Source organism: Pontibacter rufus (assembly GCF_015694705.1).
GTDB classification, from domain to species: Bacteria; Bacteroidota; Bacteroidia; order Cytophagales; family Hymenobacteraceae; genus Pontibacter; species Pontibacter rufus.
Genome location: NZ_JADQDR010000003.1, coordinates 126,722 through 144,500, shown reverse-complemented (window position 1 = coordinate 144,500; position 17,779 = coordinate 126,722). Strand labels below are relative to the sequence as shown.

At 50.5% G+C, this 17,779-nt stretch carries 12 protein-coding genes; 7 read left to right on the top strand and 5 right to left on the bottom strand.

From position 1 onward, the window contains the following. Positions 1 to 37: 37 nt before the first annotated feature. The 5 genes from I2I11_RS06765 to I2I11_RS06745 form a co-directional block, all read right to left on the bottom strand. The gene (locus tag I2I11_RS06765) at positions 38 to 1,225 is read right to left on the bottom strand and encodes a hypothetical protein (protein WP_196266925.1); all 1,188 of its coding nucleotides are present in this window, start codon (positions 1,223 to 1,225) and stop codon (positions 38 to 40) included. A 2-nt stretch (positions 1,226 to 1,227) separates the two neighbouring features. Continuing rightward, entirely contained in the window at positions 1,228 to 2,049 is an 822-nt protein-coding gene (locus tag I2I11_RS06760) for a type 1 glutamine amidotransferase (protein ID WP_196266924.1), read from the bottom strand. A gap of 278 nt (positions 2,050 to 2,327) precedes the next feature. After that, positions 2,328 to 3,431, bottom strand: a complete 1,104-nt coding sequence (locus I2I11_RS06755) for a carboxylate-amine ligase (RefSeq protein WP_196266923.1) — start codon at positions 3,429 to 3,431, stop codon at positions 2,328 to 2,330. Between the two features lie 191 nt (positions 3,432 to 3,622). Next, complete coding sequence (locus I2I11_RS06750) at positions 3,623 to 4,582, bottom strand: ATP-grasp domain-containing protein (RefSeq protein ID WP_196266922.1); 960 nt, start codon at positions 4,580 to 4,582, stop codon at positions 3,623 to 3,625. 18 nt (positions 4,583 to 4,600) lie between these two features. After that, positions 4,601 to 5,305, bottom strand: a complete 705-nt coding sequence (locus I2I11_RS06745) for an esterase family protein (protein ID WP_196266921.1) — start codon at positions 5,303 to 5,305, stop codon at positions 4,601 to 4,603. A 157-nt stretch (positions 5,306 to 5,462) separates the two neighbouring features. Here I2I11_RS06745 and I2I11_RS06740 point away from each other — a divergent pair, with 157 nt between their 5' ends. The 7 genes from I2I11_RS06740 to I2I11_RS06710 all read left to right on the top strand — a co-directional run bounded on the left by I2I11_RS06740 (position 5,463) and on the right by I2I11_RS06710 (position 17,616). Beyond that, a complete protein-coding gene (locus I2I11_RS06740; protein WP_196266920.1) occupies positions 5,463 to 6,272 on the top strand; it encodes an alpha/beta hydrolase in 810 nt (269 codons plus the stop codon). Between the two features lie 402 nt (positions 6,273 to 6,674). Further along, on the top strand, positions 6,675 to 9,710 hold the full coding sequence (locus tag I2I11_RS06735; RefSeq protein ID WP_196266919.1) for a T9SS type B sorting domain-containing protein: 3,036 nt from the start codon (positions 6,675 to 6,677) through the stop codon (positions 9,708 to 9,710). A 5-nt stretch (positions 9,711 to 9,715) separates the two neighbouring features. Further along, positions 9,716 to 10,675, top strand: coding sequence for a PorP/SprF family type IX secretion system membrane protein (locus I2I11_RS06730; RefSeq protein ID WP_196266918.1), 960 nt, complete (start codon positions 9,716 to 9,718; stop codon positions 10,673 to 10,675). Between the two features lie 73 nt (positions 10,676 to 10,748). Next, entirely contained in the window at positions 10,749 to 10,904 is a 156-nt protein-coding gene (locus I2I11_RS06725) for a hypothetical protein (protein WP_196266917.1), read from the top strand. A gap of 497 nt (positions 10,905 to 11,401) precedes the next feature. Beyond that, on the top strand, positions 11,402 to 14,284 hold the full coding sequence (locus I2I11_RS06720) for a T9SS type B sorting domain-containing protein (protein ID WP_196266916.1): 2,883 nt from the start codon (positions 11,402 to 11,404) through the stop codon (positions 14,282 to 14,284). Next, positions 14,284 to 15,252 (top strand): PorP/SprF family type IX secretion system membrane protein, encoded by a 969-nt coding sequence (locus tag I2I11_RS06715; RefSeq protein WP_230679947.1) that lies wholly within the window; start codon positions 14,284 to 14,286, stop codon positions 15,250 to 15,252. Before I2I11_RS06720 ends, I2I11_RS06715 begins: the two co-directional genes overlap by 1 nt. 318 nt (positions 15,253 to 15,570) lie before the next feature. Then, positions 15,571 to 17,616 (top strand): OmpA family protein, encoded by a 2,046-nt coding sequence (locus tag I2I11_RS06710; RefSeq protein WP_230679946.1) that lies wholly within the window; start codon positions 15,571 to 15,573, stop codon positions 17,614 to 17,616. Positions 17,617 to 17,779 lie beyond the last annotated feature (163 nt).

Below are 17,779 nucleotides of genomic sequence, written 5' to 3'. Positions count from 1 at the left end.
AGCGCAGCCTGACTTAAAGAAAGCCTTACCGTGATTTTCAGAACAGGCAAACGGTGCCGCCCACCCAGTCAAAGTCCTTGTTGTAGCGCACGCCTATCATCTTACCCCTGCTCAGCCGCGCCAAATTTATAGCAAGCGTTGGTTCTGCATCGCCATCCGGCCATACGTACATCAGCCTGATTTCGCATTTCACCTCCCCGTCAGGCGCTTTTACCACAGGCTCATAGTTAACTTTCTCCTGCAGAATCCAGTTTGCAGGGTCTTTAATGGCTTTGATGTCAGCTTCCGACACATCAATAATCACCCCCTGCCCGGCAAATGAAAAAAGCGGTTTCAGCACATAGTTCTGCAGGTCTGCAGGTATGGCTTCTACATCGGAGAGGAACATGGTTTGGGGTACAAAGGCACTTTTCAGAAAAGGCATGGTATACTTGCTGATGCGGTAAAACCAGTTCGGATGTGTTACCCACTCCACCTGATCGGAGTTCAGGAGATCGGGAATTTGGCTGAAAGCTTCTTCCTTGTTTTCTACTTCGTCAAAGATAAGCCTGTTGTAAATTCTGTGGACAGGATGCTCTGCGCCATCTTTGATGTAATAAAACTGATCGCCGTGCTGCCTTAGCTCCTCCAGAGATACGATGGCAATGCCCAGGTGCCGCGCTGTTATATAAAAATCTACCGCAGTTTTTTGCTCCCTGGCATTAATATCAAGTAAAATAACTTCATCTGACTGATGGTTTCCAAGAATGGTGCGGCGCAGCAAATCAAAATAAGTTTGCTCATCTCCATTCTGGAAGTATGGCGAAAGGCCGCGCGTAACCGGGAAGCGCTTCTGGAATTGTGCTGCCAGTTCCGCCTGAAAACCATACAACGAAGGGAATCCCTGCAACTCAATAAGCTTGGGCACCAGTTCTCCGTCCGCACCGCGGCATACGGCAAAGTCAAAAGTAAGGAAATGCGGATGAGCAGTTTCGTGCGCCGCCCGCCATACTTCCGGGATAGCTCTTTCTGTGAGTTGCTTAAAGTCAGCACGCAACACTGTCTTTACCAGATCGTTGCCAGCCGCTATGAGCTTGTTTTTGAAATCCTCATCTATAAAAACAGGCGTTTCCGCTATTCTGAAAGCGATCTTATTTTCCAGATCCTCATTGAGATCTGCCAGCAGTTGCCGGTAAGCTTCTTCGGTAAAGGCAGCGTTATACTTTTCTCGGATTCCTTTCATCATAATCAGGCGACCAGCATGCTGTTGATGGCATAATGTATAAACGAAGGTATGATCTCCTTGCGGGTGAGCTCTAACTTGCTCGGGTCATCCAGCAAATGCAGTATTTCATAATACTTTTCTTCACCATGCGCGGCAATCACCTTTTCTTTGTTTTCTTCTTCCAGCAGATACTTCTTCATTCCAATGGGGTCTGCCTCCGGGTGAAACTGTGTGCCAAAGAAATACTGGTTAAAGCGGATGGCCATCATGCAGCGCTCCAAATCAACATGCGCGCGCTCTTTTTCTATAGCCAGCAGCGTGGCCCCTATGCGTTCAAATTGCTCTTCGTCGGGTTGTATTACCTGCCAGTCGCGCGAATCCATGGCAAAGAAAGTTTCGTCTGCGCCGCTGAAGATCTCCTCATTATCCCAGGCCGCGGTTTTATGAACAGGAAAGATGCCGTAAGAGGTAGAACGCCTTTTTGCGACCTTGCCTAATTTATACTTGCGGCACATAAGCTGAAAGGAATGACAGATGAAAAAGCCATACTTTTTATCAGTCCGTTCAGGGTTGTTGTTGATAGCTTCGAGCTTGTCGACGAGATCAAAATAATTGTTTTCCCAGGCGGAGCCTTCGCTTTCTACGGGGCTGCCAGGGCCGCCGCTGGAGATATAAATATCAAAACTGGTATCAGGAACTTCGTTTTTGCCGCGCACATCGAATATTTCATATGTCAGGTCAACGGCATTGGCCGTGCGGAAGCGGTTCAGTATTTCCTGAATGCCGCGCATTCCCTGGTTCGGATAGCCATCGTACAAATCAAGGATGGCAACTTTTATAGACATAATGTTAAACCAAATAATATGCGCCTGCAGGCAGGCGCTATGAATAATCTTAATTTATTAGAACAACTTAGAACACCATAATAGTGCCTTTTGCCAAACCTATACGGGAGATTAAGCGAAGCGAGCAAAAACCAACCTTCTATTTTAAGGGGCACAAGTAGCAGGGCATCAGACAGAAGAATTCTTATACTTCAGAATGTTACATCTTATAACGAAGTTTTGATTGCTCATACTTGAAAGTCTTGTGTCTAACGTCCTGATACTGGTGTCCCTTTTACTTAAACATCCACGCCCTGCAGCGTTTGCGATGTAATATAATCTACTACATCCGTAAAACTCTGATTTTTGCTGTATACCTCCAGTTGCCGGTCGGCGCCGGTGCCATGCTCCAGTATCTGATGCACATAGTTAATCTCGTTGCGGCTGCCCAGTTCGTCCACCACGTCATCCACAAAGTCGAGCAATTCCAGAATTAAAGATCTGGTATTTACTTCCAGCTCTTTCCCATAATCTATCATTTTGCCGTCTATGCCGTACCGGGCAGCCCGCCACTTGTTCTCGTTTATAAGCGCCCGGCTGTAGGTGATAAACTTCAGGTTCTGCAGCCGCAGTTTGTACAGTTTGGCACAAAGGGCCTGGAAAATAGCGGTGAATGCCATGGTTTCATTTACCAGCATCGGGCAGTCGCAGATACGGAACTCGATGGTATCGAAAAACGGATGCACCCGCACATCCCACCATATCTTCTTGGCGTTGTCGATGCAATTGGTTTTCACCAGCAGCTTGATGTAACTGTCGTAATCCTCTATACTATGAAAGTGGTCAGGAATGCCGGTGCGCGGAAATTTGTCGAATACCTTTGTCCGGAACGATTTATACCCTGTATTCCGGCTTTCCCAGAAAGGCGAGTTGGTGGACAAGGCGTATACGTGCGGTAAAAAGTAGCGCACTTCGTTGGCGATATGCATGGCCACGTCGCGCGACTGGAAACCCACATGCACATGCAAGCCGAAAATCAGGTTAGAGCGGGCGGCCTCCTGCAGTTCGTTCACAATTTCGCTGTAGCGCGGATGATCCGTGATGAGTTGGTGCTGCCAGTGTGAAAAAGGATGCGTGCCGGCTGCCCCGATGCGCAGGCCCAACTCTCCGGCGAGCGTAGCAACGGTTTTCCGCAGTTTGGTAACTTCTGCCCGTGCTTCATCTGTGTTTTTACATATGTTGGTGCCCACCTCTACCACCGCCTGGTGCATTTCTGCTTTCACCTGGTCTTCGTGTATCTTTTGAGCGGCTTCTACAATCTTCTGGTCATGGGAGGTGAGCTCGCGCGTTACAGGGTCCACCACCATAAACTCTTCCTCTACCCCTAATGTGAAATCATTCATAAAGCACGCATTTAAGTTTAAGACAACATACGTAAAAAGAACTTTATTTTCACTGCAAGCTATACCCGTTTCTGCCGGGGCAAATAAGCGCCCTTGTTCACATTAACGCCCAACCACAAAACGGAATTTGTATAAACCTGGTTTGCAGTAAAGCAGCTTTATACGCGTTTATTCTTTGCGGCTTTTGCAGCTTATCCGAGCAATGGCGTATGGGCACTGCCTGTTTTTACAAACTTGCCCCACGTTAAATTATCCTGGCCAGGCTTGTGGCTTTTTGCTCTTTCGATGGCGTACGTAGCGGCCGTTTCCACTACCCACTCAAAGTTCTCTTCGCCCACACTGGTCCGCTCGGCATCCGGCGCAGGGTTGCAAAAGTCAATCGCGTAAGGTATGCCGTCACGTATGGCAAACTCTACCGTGTTAAAATCATACCCCAGGAACTGGTTGAGTTTGATGACGTATTCTTTTACTTTGGCCAGCAGCTCATCCGAAGCGGGGGCTTTGCCGTGCTCATACCTTAAATGATGCGGGTTGCGTGGCTCATACTGCATAATGCGCACGTGTTCGCCGCCGATGCAGTAGCACCTGAAGTAATCTTCAAAAACAATTTCTTCCTGGAGCATCATCACCAGCCGGCCTGTCTGGTTATACTTGTCGAAGAAATCTTCGGGGTTGTGCAGTTTGTATACATCTTTCCAGCCGCCGCCGTCGAAGGGTTTCATGTATGCCGGAAAGCCTACGTAGTTAAAGATGCCTTCCCAGTCCAGCGGATAAGCCAGGTTGCGGAAAGAGTTGCCGTTGGTATCTTCCGGCATGTCGCGCGAGGGCAGCAGCACTGTGTTGGGCACCGGCACACCCAGCTTCACGGCCAAAGCATTGTTGAAAAACTTCTCGTCTGCGCTCCACCAAAAGGGGTTGTTGATAACGGCTGTGCCCGTAATGGCCGCATTCCGCAACATGCCGCGGTAAAAAGGCACGCTCTGCGATATCCGGTCCACAATCACGTCATAGCCCGGGCCTTCGGCCTGTATGACCTTGTCTATATTTACAAACTCTGCTGTAATACCTTCTTCTGCCTTATGGTTGATACGATCTATAAAAGCCTGCGGAAAACTGTTTTCCTGCCCGAAAAGGATGCCTATTTTTTTCATGGTATATTCTTTAAAGATTTAAATCAAGGATAAATAATGCGGAAACATTTCGCGCCAGACAGGCCAGTCGTGCACTGCATCCGGCCTGATGTCAAGCCAGTGCGGAATATTTTTACGTGACAATATTTCGGAGAGGCGTATATTTGCATCTTTGCAGATGTCATGTTCTGAGGTGCCCAGTATAATTTTCATCTGCCAGAGTGCGGGATCGCTGCTGTTTTGTACAAAATCAACAGGATTGTTAAAGTAGGCATCATCATTGTAGAAACCATCGAGCTGTGTTTTGATGTCGAATGCCCCGCTCATACTAAACATATGGCTTACTTTGTCGGGGTGTTTAAACGCAAAATTGGCGGCATGGTAACCGCCAAAACTGCAGCCGGCCACGCATACTTTGCCAACACCGGTTTCGTGTATGGCCCAGGGCGCCAGTTCGTGGTACAGCATGTTGTCGTACCAGATGTGGTTTTTAACCCGCTCCGACGGATGCGCCGCCTTGTTGTACCAGCTTAAGTTATCTATAGAATCGATGCAGTAAATTTTAACAAGCCCCTCCTCCACAAACCACGAAACACTGTCAATCAGCTTGAAATCCTTGTTTTCGTAGTACCTGCCCATCGAGGTAGGAAAGAGAATAACTGGGTAACCGCGATCGCCGTAGACCAGCATTTCTATATCAGTGCTTAACTGCTGCGAATACCATTTGTAATACTGCTCTTTCATAGACGAAGCATTTTTTAAGATGGATGGTTGCTGTTTCTAAGTTAGAATATTTAAGTAATTGCCTCAACCCGGCATATCCGGAAAACGAAACATCAGGGCATGTCGGTTGTTGAACGTAAATAAATAGTTTTTAGAGTTTCCTTAATTAAAAAATATAATGCTATTAGACTTTGCAATAACCGATGTAAGCATACGTGCAGATGAACTGACAGTAAAATCGGTAATTTTAGAACGGGAGGTAACCTGTGTGATTTACCTGCCGGAAATGGATGTAACAGAACCGCTGCACTTGCTTTTAATCAACGACGGCCAGGATCTGGAAGCTATGCAATACGACCAGATACTGCAGCACCTTTACCAGAAAAAACAGATTCGGCCGGTTTTAACGGTTGGGATAAAAGCAGGCGACCGGTTGAAGGAATTCGGTGTTTCCGGCAAGCCTGATTTTAAAGGCCGTGGAGGCAATGCACAGCAATACAGGCAGTTTATAGTAGAAGAACTGCTGCCCGCTATTTACGATAAAACCAATATCAGCGATTTTTCAAGTTATACCATAGCCGGGTTTTCGCTGGGGGCGCTTTCTGCCCTGGACGTAGCCTGGCACCATGCCGATATTTTTTCGAAGGTGGGCGCTTTTTCGGGCTCGTTCTGGTGGCGGAGCAAAGATTCTACCAAAGGAGACCCGGACAGCAACCGCATTGCCCACAAACTGGTCAGCGAAACAGCGGGAAAACCGGAGCTGAAGTTCTGGTTTGAGGCCGGCACGCAAGATGAGAAATCGGACAGAAACCAAAATGGGATTATCGATTCGATTGATGACACTACGGCGCTGATTTATGAGCTGTATCAGAAAGGCTATCAGAAAAACGAAGATATCACGTATGTGGAGCTTATCGGAGGCAGGCATGATGTGCCCACCTGGGGTAGAATGATGCCTGATTTTCTGCGTTGGGCTTTTGGCAACTAACCTATGCGCTGCAGGCGGTTTGGATTGCTGACCTGGATAAAATAACTTTAAAAAGAAGGAGCTGCCATTAAAGTGGTAGTTCCTTCTTTTTTATGGAGGCAGGATAGTGCAAAATTGATGCAATTTACTGAGCGCCAAATCGTTTATTAATTGTTTCGCATGAAAGAGGAACCTGGCGTAACCTTTTTAAAAGTTTGGCAATAGAGGTATAGGCGATTTTATGTAACTTGTCTGTTTCAAAACGTGAAACCTGTTGAATACAGCTTGTTTTATGCGAATGGTGCCCCCGAATTTTATGCCATGTAAGATGTTGCTTCAAAAAGCAGCAGCCTGTATGATATAGCTTTAAATTTTGTTTAATAAGTTGGTTTAGCCCTATATTTCACCCATTACCCGAACCCGATGCGCCTTCATATACGCAAGCCGTTTTGTTTTCTTTTGCTCTTTCTGCTGCTGGCCCTATGCAGGCAGGCAGCAGCACAAACCTGTACCGTAGGCATCAGCACACAAAATGCCACAAACTTATGCCAGGGAGAAGCTGCTTTGCTTGAAGGTGCTGCCAGTTTCGCTGCTACTAGCTGGCAATGGTACCGGGACGGGCAGGAAATTACAGGCGCTACCGGGGCTACCTACCAGGCCCGGCAAGCTGGAAACTATACCGTGAAAGCTTCCGGCGGCGCCTGCTCTGATGTTACCTCAAATGGCAGCATTGATGTTACGGTAGTACCCGAGCCAAACCGTCCTGCTTTTTCTTTTACGCCGAACGCTGCTGCCTGTGCCGGCACAGCCATTACCTTCTCTGTTGCAACACCTGAGGCGGATGTCGTTTATACCTGGGACTTCGGCGATGGCACAGTAGAGCAGGGCAACCCAATTACACATACATATACATCTACCGGCAACGGAGTCGTTTCTTTTAATGTGAAAGTTTACGGAACCCGTCAGGGATGTAATTCTGCTCCGGTTACACAGAGCATCTCGGTAAGCCAAACACCTGAAGTATCTTTTACAGAGCGGAAAAACTTTCAGCTTTGTGTGCCCGACACGGTTAATGCAGATTCCCTAAATGTGTTTGCTGTGTTGGCCAACACAACACAGGAACCGTCACTGTCGGAAATAACAGGCTATACCATCGACTGGGGCGACGGAAACGGGCCTCAGCCATACCCTACTTTCACCGATTCTATAACAAGCCCGAATCCGTATCAGAAGGTGGGCGATTACCCGATCATCATCACGGCAATGAGCAAAAACGGCTGCCCGGTTACCTTTGAGCAGGTATACTCGCTAAGCCAGAAACCCAAAGCCAACTTTACCCTGGACAAGCAACCTGCCGAAACGCCTCCTAACTGTACACCCGTTATCGTATCGCTCGGCGACAGCTCTACCGGCGGCGGAACAATGACCCGCAAATGGGAAATCAAGCAGCCGAATAATGGCGGTTACAGTATTGTGTATGGCGGGTTGGATGAGGACTCGCTGCAAATCAGGTTTGAGGTTCCGGGGGTTTTTAACATACAGCTTATCGTCGAAAACGGCTGCGGAAGCGACACCACCGATCAGAGTGTAATAGTAGGCTACCCGCAGATACAACTGCCACAGGATGTGACGGTTTGCGGCGACACGGTGCTGGCCTATAATGCACAAAATACCATGATTGACCCTAACCTGGGGCAGATTATCAAGTATGAATGGTTCCTGACCGGGCCCAACAACATCAGCTATCAGTCAGCGGAGGAGTTTCCCAACTTCCCTGCCCTCACCAAGCCGGGTGTTTACACGGTTAGTGCGCGGGTTACCAACGATTGCGGCACAAGTGATGATATAGGCCCGCCGCAGCCGCAAAAAATAACAGTACTTCCCGTGCCGGGAGCGCCGGTTGTGCAGGATAGCCTGACCACCTGCGCGGGTGATTCTATTACTATTGCACCCACAGGCCCCGCCGGCGCCAACTATGAATGGTACGACCAGGAAAGCGGCGGAACACTTTTATTTTCAGGACCCGATTTCACCACGCCTGCCCTTACGGCTACCGCTACTTACTATGTGCAGGCCGTAAGCGGACTGAATTGTACCAGCGCACGCGTGCCCGTAACAGTAACTGTAGCACCGGATATTGCTGACAACACCATTACGGCAGAGACAGAGAATATCTGTGCCGGAGACAAACCCGCTGCTATAAAAGGGTCTGTGCCGACAGGAGGCGTGGGCAAGTATGTTTATAAGTGGGAAAGCAGCACCACCGGCCCGGAAACCGGTTTTACAGCTGCCGGCGGTGCCAACGACGGACAGAACTATACGCCAGCCAGCATCACCAATACTACCTGGTTCCGGCGTATTGTTACTACAGCTAGCTGCGGTGCCGATACCAGTGCCGTCGTGCAGATATCTGTTAATCCGGGAATTGAGAACAACACCATTGCTGCCGCACAGGAAGTATGCGTAGGCAGTGTGCCGGATGCCCTGACAGGTACAGGCGCAGCGCCAACGGGTGGGAACGGAACTTACGAATACTTATGGGAAAGCAGCATCAGCGGCCCCACTACAGGCTTCTCGCCGGCTGCAGGAGCCAATTCCGATAACGCCTACACGCCGCCGGCGCTTACCCAGAACACCTGGTTCCGGCGGCTGGTGATGTCGGGCGGTTGTACGGATACTTCTGCCGCCGTCGCGATTACGGTTACGCCTGTGCCTGCCGCGCCCGTGCTAACCGTGCGGAACGCAACAGCCTGCCTCGACAGCTCCGCCACTCTAACGGTACAGAATCCAAACAGCGGCTATACTTATGAATGGTATACGGAGCCGGCCGGTGGCGCTGTGGTATTTGCCGGGCCTGAATTCCGGACACCTCCCCTGACGCAGCCAACTACCTACTATGTGCAGGCTGTAAACGCGAATGGGTGTGCCAGTTCTTCCAGAGCGGGTGTAGAAGTTGCCGTGATTACGCCAGTAGCCGACGCCGGTGCGGACGTAACCATCATACAACACCGGACAACAGAACTCCGGGCTTCCGGCGGTGTTACCTACGTGTGGGAACCGGCTGAAGGCCTCAGCAATCCTAATGTAGCCAACCCGATTGCGAGCCCCGACAAGACCACCACTTATACGGTAACTGTAACAACAGAAGAGGGCTGTGCTGCGACAGATGAAGTAACCGTAACCGTAATTCCGGCTATAATAGTGCCCAATGCTTTCTCACCCAACCATGATGGGGTAAACGAAATCTGGGAGATTGGCAACATCCAGAACTATCCGGAGGCGCGGGTGGAGATATTCAACAGATGGGGTAATATTATCTATACCTCTAACAACGGATACGGCACCCCCTGGGATGGCACCTATAACGGCAAAGAACTGCCTGTGGCCACGTATTATTATATAATTTATCTCAACGCGTCTGAGAAACCTATCTCCGGCAACGTGACCCTTATCCGCTAACGCACATGAAAAAGCCGCTCATTCTTCTGATTGCTTTCGTGGCCGTTGCTGTGCAGGCTTTGGCGCAGCAGCGCCCGCAGTACAGCCAGTACATGCTCAATAATTACCTGCTGAACCCCGCTATTACCGGCATCGAAGATTATGCTGACATCCGGGTGAGTACCCGCCGCCAATGGGTGGGGCTGGATGGCGCACCTGTAACTTATTATGTTTCGGCCCACACGCCGCTCAACAAGGGCGCTGCAAGCAATAAATTTCATAAAGAGCTGGCACATCATGGGGTAGGGATTGCCTTTCATACCGACAAAACCGGCCCTTTGCGCCGCTCCGGCCTCACAGGCTCCTATGCGTACCACCTGCCGCTTACCCGAAAGATAAACCTGGCAGCGGGCGCTGCGGTTGGGCTGATACGCAACTCTCTGAGTAGCACAGAGCTGGAGTTTACCAATCCCAACGATCCGCTGATAGGCAGTGCAAGCCTGAATAACAACCAGTTTGACCTGAACCTGGGGCTGTGGCTATACGCGCGCAACTTCTCTGTTGGCGTGTCGGCGGCGCAACTGCTGGAGGGCGCGGGCAGCTTCCGCACACCCGAAGAAAACCGGGCGGCTTTTGGTTTGCAGCGCCACTACTTTATTACAGGCAGCTACCGGCTGGAGCCAACGGAAACCTTGGATATAATTCCCTCTGTGATGGTAAAGCTGGCCAGTCCCAGCCCGGCCTCTATTGATGCGAGCGTACGCGCCATTTACGATGATCGGTTTTGGGTAGGGGCCTCATACCGGCACAAAGATGCATTAGTGGGTATGGTGGGCGTCTACATCAGCCCCTTGCTGGATGTGTCTTATTCCTATGATGCCACGCTTTCCAGCATAAACAGAGTAAGCGCCGGCACACACGAGGTTGTGCTGGGCTTTAAACTCCTCAACAACCGCCGTATTATCTGTCCGCAATGGATTTGGTAGCCTAAAGCTATCAAGCTGCTATAAAGAGAACCGCTGTACTTGTTATGGCGGTTCTCTTTTGTTTATACCTGGTGTGCTTATACTTATGCTGGGCTATAGTATAGCATGGAAAGGATGTGGCGAAGTAACAGAACAGAATTACACTGCCCGCTTTATCATCCGGAAAGACGCAGATCCCGGACTGCTTCCGGAATGCCAGTTCCGTATTTATTGCGGGGAATTCCGGTAACCTCATGAAGCGCAATTCTTTGCGTCTCCTTCATCTTCCTGCGGTAAAGTATACTTTATACATTAATAGCTGAGATTTACATGTATATGCTTTGCATTGTTTGCGGAAACTTATGCTGCCTATCTGCTTAAAGTATAATTTCAGACGCTTTCCTCGTCACGTAAAATCCATAAATATAAAATTCAGCACAGCGCTAATACATATAAATTTATGAATATTATAATGGTGCTTGTAAATGAAAAAGTTTAAATTTTTAAGTAAAATTTGGATGGTATAATTATTTGTTAAAATTTAGATACCAGCATCACTGTAAGCCTGAATAAAGGCATTCTTATACTTGGCAGGTATGACTTTTTAAGTATGGCAATATGGATAAGGAGCAGAAGGGGTATACAAAAAGTACATAAAGGATTGATTCTGCATAAACTACAGCATGTGATGTTCCCCGAATTTCAGAGAAAGCAATTTAATACAGTCAATTTATACTTTATCTTTTAATGCGAAGCTTTTTAGGGAAAGTTATACTCCCGGTAGTATGCTTTTATGCTGTGTTCCTGCTGGCAACTGCCCAATGGGGTGCAGCACGTGCCGCAAATATTAAAGCTTCTCCGGACCTGTCTTCTGCCGGTAAGTCTACGATGCCTTTCCCCGTAGTTATTGCCGATGCTACTTCTGCGGATCTCAAAATAACGCTGCAAAAGAGCGCCGGCAGCATCGCCCCGGATATACATGGGCTGGGAGACGACATTACCTATACGATAACTGTCGAGAACTTGGGCCTTAAAGACGAAACCGGTATAAAAGTGAACATTTTGCTGGCCGGCGTAATCAAAAGCAGCAGTGCTACCAAAGGAACGGCCCTGCTGAGCCCAACCCCCGATAACACGACCAGCAGCGGCGCCTGGAATATAGGCAGCTTGGCAAATGGGGCAAAGGCAACCCTCACGGTGATAACAACGGCAAAGGTGGCAAGCAACGCCTTAGCCAATGTATCGGTAGCCGGCGCAGGCGTAGACAGTAATCAGTCCAACAACTTTGCAAATATCTTCTTCTGTGTAGTGCCGGATACGGCAGGCGAGATTACGGGGCCGTCTGTTGTATGCCGTGGCCAGTCTTATACTTATAGTATAACGGCAGTGCCGGGGGCATCATTTTATACCTGGACCTTCCCGGAAGGCTGGGATGTAACAATTGACCCGGATAAGCCTGAAACCGCCGTCGTTAACAAAGCAGGCGCTTCAGGTCAGATAAAGCTGGCCGTGGGCAATACCTGCGGACAGGGGCCTGAGAGAATCTTCGATGTTGTTTCTGCTTCCGGCAAGCCTCTTATTACGTCGCCCATCCAGGGAGAGCAATACCCCTGCGCAGGCGCAACACTTACCTACACAACAGCGCCACTTGACGGGGCGGCGAGCTATGCCTGGACAGTGCCTGAGGGATGGAAAATTCAGGGGGCAACCGATGGCGCTGATATAACTGTAACAGCGGGCACAACCAGCGGAGATATTTCCGTAAAAGCACTGAATGCCTGTGGGGAAGGAGAGGCTGTAAAGCTGCCGGTATACCCGCAGGTAACTGCGCCGGCAAAGCCCGAAATAGGTGGCGAAGTTAATGTATGTGAGGGGTCAGAAGGCAATATTTATAGTATAGCAGCCATTGCAGGGGCAACATATAGCTGGAAAGTGCCGGATGGCTGGGCGATTGCTTCGGGGCAGGGCACCGACAAGGTAACCGTAACCGCAGGAACAAAAGAAGGTACCATCAGCGTAACAGTAGCCAACAGTTGCCAGCTTACTGCTACGGCAGACATTGCAGTAAAGCTGGTACCATCACCACCACCCACGCCCGAGGCCATCAGCGGGCCGGGCGCTGTATGCGCCGGTCAAAAGAATGTTTCTTATTCTATAAAACCGGTATCGGGCGCCAGTTCTTACCGCTGGGAAGCACCGGGCTGGACCATTGTATCAGGAGAGAACACGACAGATGTCATATTTGATGCCGGTGCTTCGGGAACAAGTATATCAGTTGTGGCTATCAACGCCTGCGGCGTAACCAGCGCGGTACAGAAAGCAATTATCGTTACACAGACAGCTCCCGCAGCGCCGGGCGATATTAAAATACCCGCCAGTTCTTTCTGCCAGAACACGCCTGGTCTGGTATTCAGCATTGAGCCGGTTACGGGTGCGGCTGCCTATACCTGGGAAGTTCCCGAGGGCTGGAAAATCACGGCGGGCCAGGGCACAACCAACATCACGGTAACAGCCGGAACAGCGGCAGGCGAGATAAAGGTATACGCCAGCAACAGTTGCGGGCAGGGCCCGGTAAAAGCGCTGCCGGTAGCGCCGCAGCAACTGCCGGCAGCGCCCGAAATCACTATCGGCCCCGAAGACCCCTGCAGCGGTGGCAGCACGGCATACAGTGTAGCGCCCCTGCCAAATGTAGATAGTTATGTGTGGGAGTTGCCGGAAGGATGGGAGATTGTTTCAGGTGATGGTACAGCGGCTATCGAGGTGCTGCCTGCCGCAACAGGAGGCACCATCAAAGTAAAAGCAGTAACAGCCTGCGGTGAGGGGCCGGCAACAGAACTGAATGTAGAACCGGTAACGGGCATACCCGCCGCGCCGGCCATGATACAGGGGGAACCGGATGTATGCACCGGTCGCACGCTAAGCTATACTATAGATACGGTGGCATTTGCTTCTTTTTATACATGGGCCGTGCCCGAAGGATGGGAAATTACATCGGGGCAGGGCACAGCAACAATTACAGTGGTGGCCGGCAGCAAGAGCGGCGAAGTGGCAGTGGTGGCCGGCAACGGTTGCGGTACCAGTTCAGGCGTAGCCCTGCAGGTAACGGCGCAACCATTGGTGCAATTAGGCGACATAATGGATTTGAGTTCAGCCTGTACCGGGCTGGCTTACGAAGTGGCGCCTGTAGCCGGCGCGAAAACCTATACCTGGGCGGTACCCGATGGCTGGGAGATTTCTTCGGGGCAGGGCACCAGCAAAATTACGGTAACGCCCGGCCAGGCTAACGGCAGCATTTCGGTGGTGGCAGACAATGGTACCTGCCAGAGTGACCTGGTAACGCTGGTGCCGGATGCCCGCCTCGGCGGCACTGCGCTTTTCTTCCCGAATGTATTTTCCCCGAACGGCGACGGCAACAACGATGCCTGGGTAATCCAGAACCTGGGCAACTACTCCGCCAGGGCGCTGACGGTGCTGAACCGCTGGGGCACCGAAGTATACAGCAGCCAGGCTTACCAGAACGACTGGGACGGCGGCAACCTGAGCGAAGGAACTTACTACTATATTGCCCGTGTCACGGGGTGCGACGGCATAGAAAAAGCATATAAAGGCTATGTAACGATTGTAAGGTGATGAGAAGAAAGGCAATAACGATACGGAGCTTTTGGATGTTGCTGGGCATGTTGCTGGCACAAACAGTTGCCGCGCAGCAGGCGCCCCAATATTCGCAGTACATCTTCAACGAACTGGTGATTAACCCGGCCTACGCAGGCAGCAAAGAAATCCTGAACATCAATGCCACCTACCGCAACCAGTGGACAGGACTGGAGGGCGCACCCACCACGCAAAGTATAAGCGTAGACGGCCCCACCAGTAACCCGCGCCTGGGCTGGGGAGCGCATATTATCAACGATGTGCTGGGCGCGCAGCGGCAGTCGGGTGTGTATGCGGATGTGTCGGTGCGGATTGCTACAAGCCATTTTTCAAAGCTGGCGCTGGGTATCTCGGCCGGTGCGGTGCAGTACGTGCTGGACGGCACCAAACTGCAGGCGGGCAGCAGCCTACCCGATGTGGCCGTGCCTGAAGGTATGGAATCCCAGATATTACCGGATGCAAAAATCGGCGTTTTCTTTAACACAGAGCGCTTTTATGCCGGTTTTACCGCCGCCAGCCTCATCCCTTACAAAACCGGTAACCTGCTGGTGGTAACGCCGCGGCGCCAGTACTTTTTGTCTACCGGGTATATGTTTGACCTGGGCCATACCATACGTCTGAAACCAAGCATCCTGCTGAAAGAAGATTTTAAGAGCCCCACCAACGTTGACCTGAACGCTTTTTTGCTGTTGCACGAACGCTTCTGGGTGGGCGCATCGTACCGCACGGCTTTGCCCATGTTCACCAACCTGGAGATGAAGCAACTGGGCAAGCGCGACGCCGTGGCCCTGATGGCGCAGGTGTATGCCACGCCCCGGCTACGGGTGGGATATGCCTACGATATCAGCCTCTCCAGGCTCAACAATTATTCCAGCCACGAGGTGTCGGTGGGTTATTCGTTCTTTAAAAAGCAACACGGCCGCATCCTCACCCCCCGGAACTTATAAGTATACCCGGGCCTGGTGCAGCCGGACAAAATAAAACATGACTTGTTCACAAAAAAAACTAAAGCGAAAGAAGGCTAAAACAGATAAAAGGTTGCCAGGTGCACTTAACGACGCTTCACTCTTCGAGCGTTCAGCGAGTTTGAAGCGTCTTGATTCTTTTGCTTACGGGGGTAGGGGCCCTCTCTTTTTCTTATCAAGAAGAAAAGTAAGGCCTAGCCGGCGAGGCGAAAAGCTAACTATAAATCTTTAAAATCTGAATTTGTTAAGAGCTTCTCTATGAAGCCAGGGTGTTACCTACAAAGTATAAAACCATCAGAAATGAGAACTTTATACCCAACACAGATTCCTATTTATACTTCATTTGATTTTGCCTTTATACTTACCATGAAATTACGGTTTATACTTGCTTTGCTTTTGCTGACAGGAATGCTGCGGATGGCTGCTGCCGTGCAGGCGCAGGACATGAAGCAGGCAGATAAATACTTCAACAACTTCGAGTTTACACAGGCGCTGGCTGCCTACAAAGCTATCCTGGAGAACGGCGAACCTAACCTGACGGTGGTGCAGCGCATCGCCGACAGCTACCGCATCATGAACAACAGCGAGCAGGCAGAGTTCTGGTATGCGCAGGTAATCACTTTCCCGAGCGCCGACCCTTCCAATCTATACTTATATGCTGAGTCGGCAAAGCGGAACGGCAATTATGAAAAGGCCAGGCAGTTGTTTCAGGAATATGGGCGCAAAGTGCCACAGCAGGCTGCGCTGGCGCAAAAGATGGCCGCATCCTGCGACACGGCAATAGTTTGGGTGAAAGAAGCCAAGCCTTACGAAATAGCAAAAGTCAGTACCCTGAACTCCGATGGGGCAGATTTCAGTCCGGTGAAGCTGCCTGACGGTTTGCTGTTTGCCTCCGACAGGCTCAGCGCCAAAGAGCAGCAGACGGAGGAGCGCTACGGCTGGACAGGCAACGGCTACATACAGCTATACTTTGCTAAATCCGCAACCGACAGCACCTGGGCAAACCCGGAGCCGCTGCCGCCGTCTGTGAACACCGCTTACCACAACGGCCCCGGTGATTACCTCGAAAAAGAGCAGGCCCTATACTTTACCCGCACGCACGTAGTAAAGCGCAGCAGCAAATCCAGTCCTGACCCGACGAGCTGGTTTAAAGGCAGCGAAGCCGGTACCCACACCAACCGCCTCGGTATTTATATAGCAGAGCGCAAAGGCGACAAATGGGAAAACGTAAAGCCATTTAAGTATAACAACACCTCTGCGTACTCCATCGGGCACCCGGCCCTGACGGCAGACGGGCAGGTGCTATACTTTGTGTCGGATATGCCGGGCGGCCTGGGCGAAACGGATATTTACTACTGCGAGCGCCAGAAAGACGGCAGCTGGGGCAAGCCTGTTAACGCCGGAAACGTGATTAATACCAGCGGGCGCGAGAGCTTCCCGAGTATAGGCGAGGATGGTAATTTATACTTTTCTTCGGACGGGCACCTGGGTATGGGCAGCCTCGATATTTTTAAAGCTACCGGCAGCCACAAAGCCTGGACTGGCGTAGAAAATCTCAAATATCCGCTCAACACCTCGCATGATGATTTTGGTATATTGATGCATGCCGACGGCAAGAGCGGCTTGTTGTCTTCGGGGCGCATGGGGCGCGACGGTTTTGATGACATCTTTTCCTTTAAGGAAGTAAAAGTACCATGCACCCTCACAGGCCGCACGGTAGAGCGGCTGGCGCAGGATGGAACTGTAAAGAAAAAAGAGATACCGGTGGCGCAGGTACTGCTGCAATTGTTTGAGGAAGGCAGCAGCAAGCCCATAGAAGTATACTCAGACCAGAACGGCAACTTCACTTTTCCGGTGAAAGCTGCCACCAACTATACCATTAAAGGCACCAAGCCCAAATACCTGACCCAGACACTGAGCATGGTGCCGGATTGCCGCTTCAACACGGATTCGGTGAAAGTAGAAATGGTGTTTAACCGCGATACGCCAAACAAGCCTATTGTGGTAGAGAACATCTATTACGATGTAGACAAAGCAGACATAAGTCCAGCAGCAGCCAGAGAGCTGGACAAGCTGGTGCAAACGTTAAAAGATAATCCCGATATCCGCATTGAACTGAGTTCCCATACCGACAGCCGCATGAGCGATCGCTACAACGAGATGCTGTCGCAGCTCAGAGCACAGTCAGCAGTGATGTACATCATCTCCAAAGGCATCGACCGCGACAGGCTCACGGCCAAAGGCTACGGCGAAACCAAGCTGCTCAACCGCTGCAAAGACGGCGTAAATTGCTCCGAAGAAGAGCACCAGGAAAACCGCCGCACCGAGTTTAAGATTTTACGCTAAGTATGATTAGGTTGCTAAAGCCATCTGAGAGCTGCTTCCTAAATGACTTTAGCGGATGCGGCCTTGTATTCTTGTGATTTTCAGGGTGCGTATGTAATGCATTTTTTTTCGCTAAATGGCCGGGCAGGAGCATAACTAAGTGCCTCTGAAACATTAACTTGCC

What these genes read in the sequence shown, in the direction of transcription:
- I2I11_RS06720 (WP_196266916.1), top strand. Translation starts at nt 11,402, where the DNA reads ATGCGAAGCTTTTTAGGGAAAGTTATACTCCCGGTAGTATGCTTTTAT.
- I2I11_RS06730 (WP_196266918.1), top strand. Translation starts at nt 9,716, where the DNA reads ATGAAAAAGCCGCTCATTCTTCTGATTGCTTTCGTGGCCGTTGCTGTG.
- I2I11_RS06760 (WP_196266924.1), bottom strand. Translation starts at nt 2,049, where the DNA reads ATGTCTATAAAAGTTGCCATCCTTGATTTGTACGATGGCTATCCGAAC.
- I2I11_RS06765 (WP_196266925.1), bottom strand. Translation starts at nt 1,225, where the DNA reads ATGATGAAAGGAATCCGAGAAAAGTATAACGCTGCCTTTACCGAAGAA.
- I2I11_RS06715 (WP_230679947.1), top strand. Translation starts at nt 14,284, where the DNA reads ATGAGAAGAAAGGCAATAACGATACGGAGCTTTTGGATGTTGCTGGGC.
- I2I11_RS06750 (WP_196266922.1), bottom strand. Translation starts at nt 4,582, where the DNA reads ATGAAAAAAATAGGCATCCTTTTCGGGCAGGAAAACAGTTTTCCGCAG.
- I2I11_RS06710 (WP_230679946.1), top strand. Translation starts at nt 15,571, where the DNA reads ATGAGAACTTTATACCCAACACAGATTCCTATTTATACTTCATTTGAT.
- I2I11_RS06740 (WP_196266920.1), top strand. Translation starts at nt 5,463, where the DNA reads ATGCTATTAGACTTTGCAATAACCGATGTAAGCATACGTGCAGATGAA.
- I2I11_RS06745 (WP_196266921.1), bottom strand. Translation starts at nt 5,305, where the DNA reads ATGAAAGAGCAGTATTACAAATGGTATTCGCAGCAGTTAAGCACTGAT.
- I2I11_RS06755 (WP_196266923.1), bottom strand. Translation starts at nt 3,431, where the DNA reads ATGAATGATTTCACATTAGGGGTAGAGGAAGAGTTTATGGTGGTGGAC.
- I2I11_RS06735 (WP_196266919.1), top strand. Translation starts at nt 6,675, where the DNA reads ATGCGCCTTCATATACGCAAGCCGTTTTGTTTTCTTTTGCTCTTTCTG.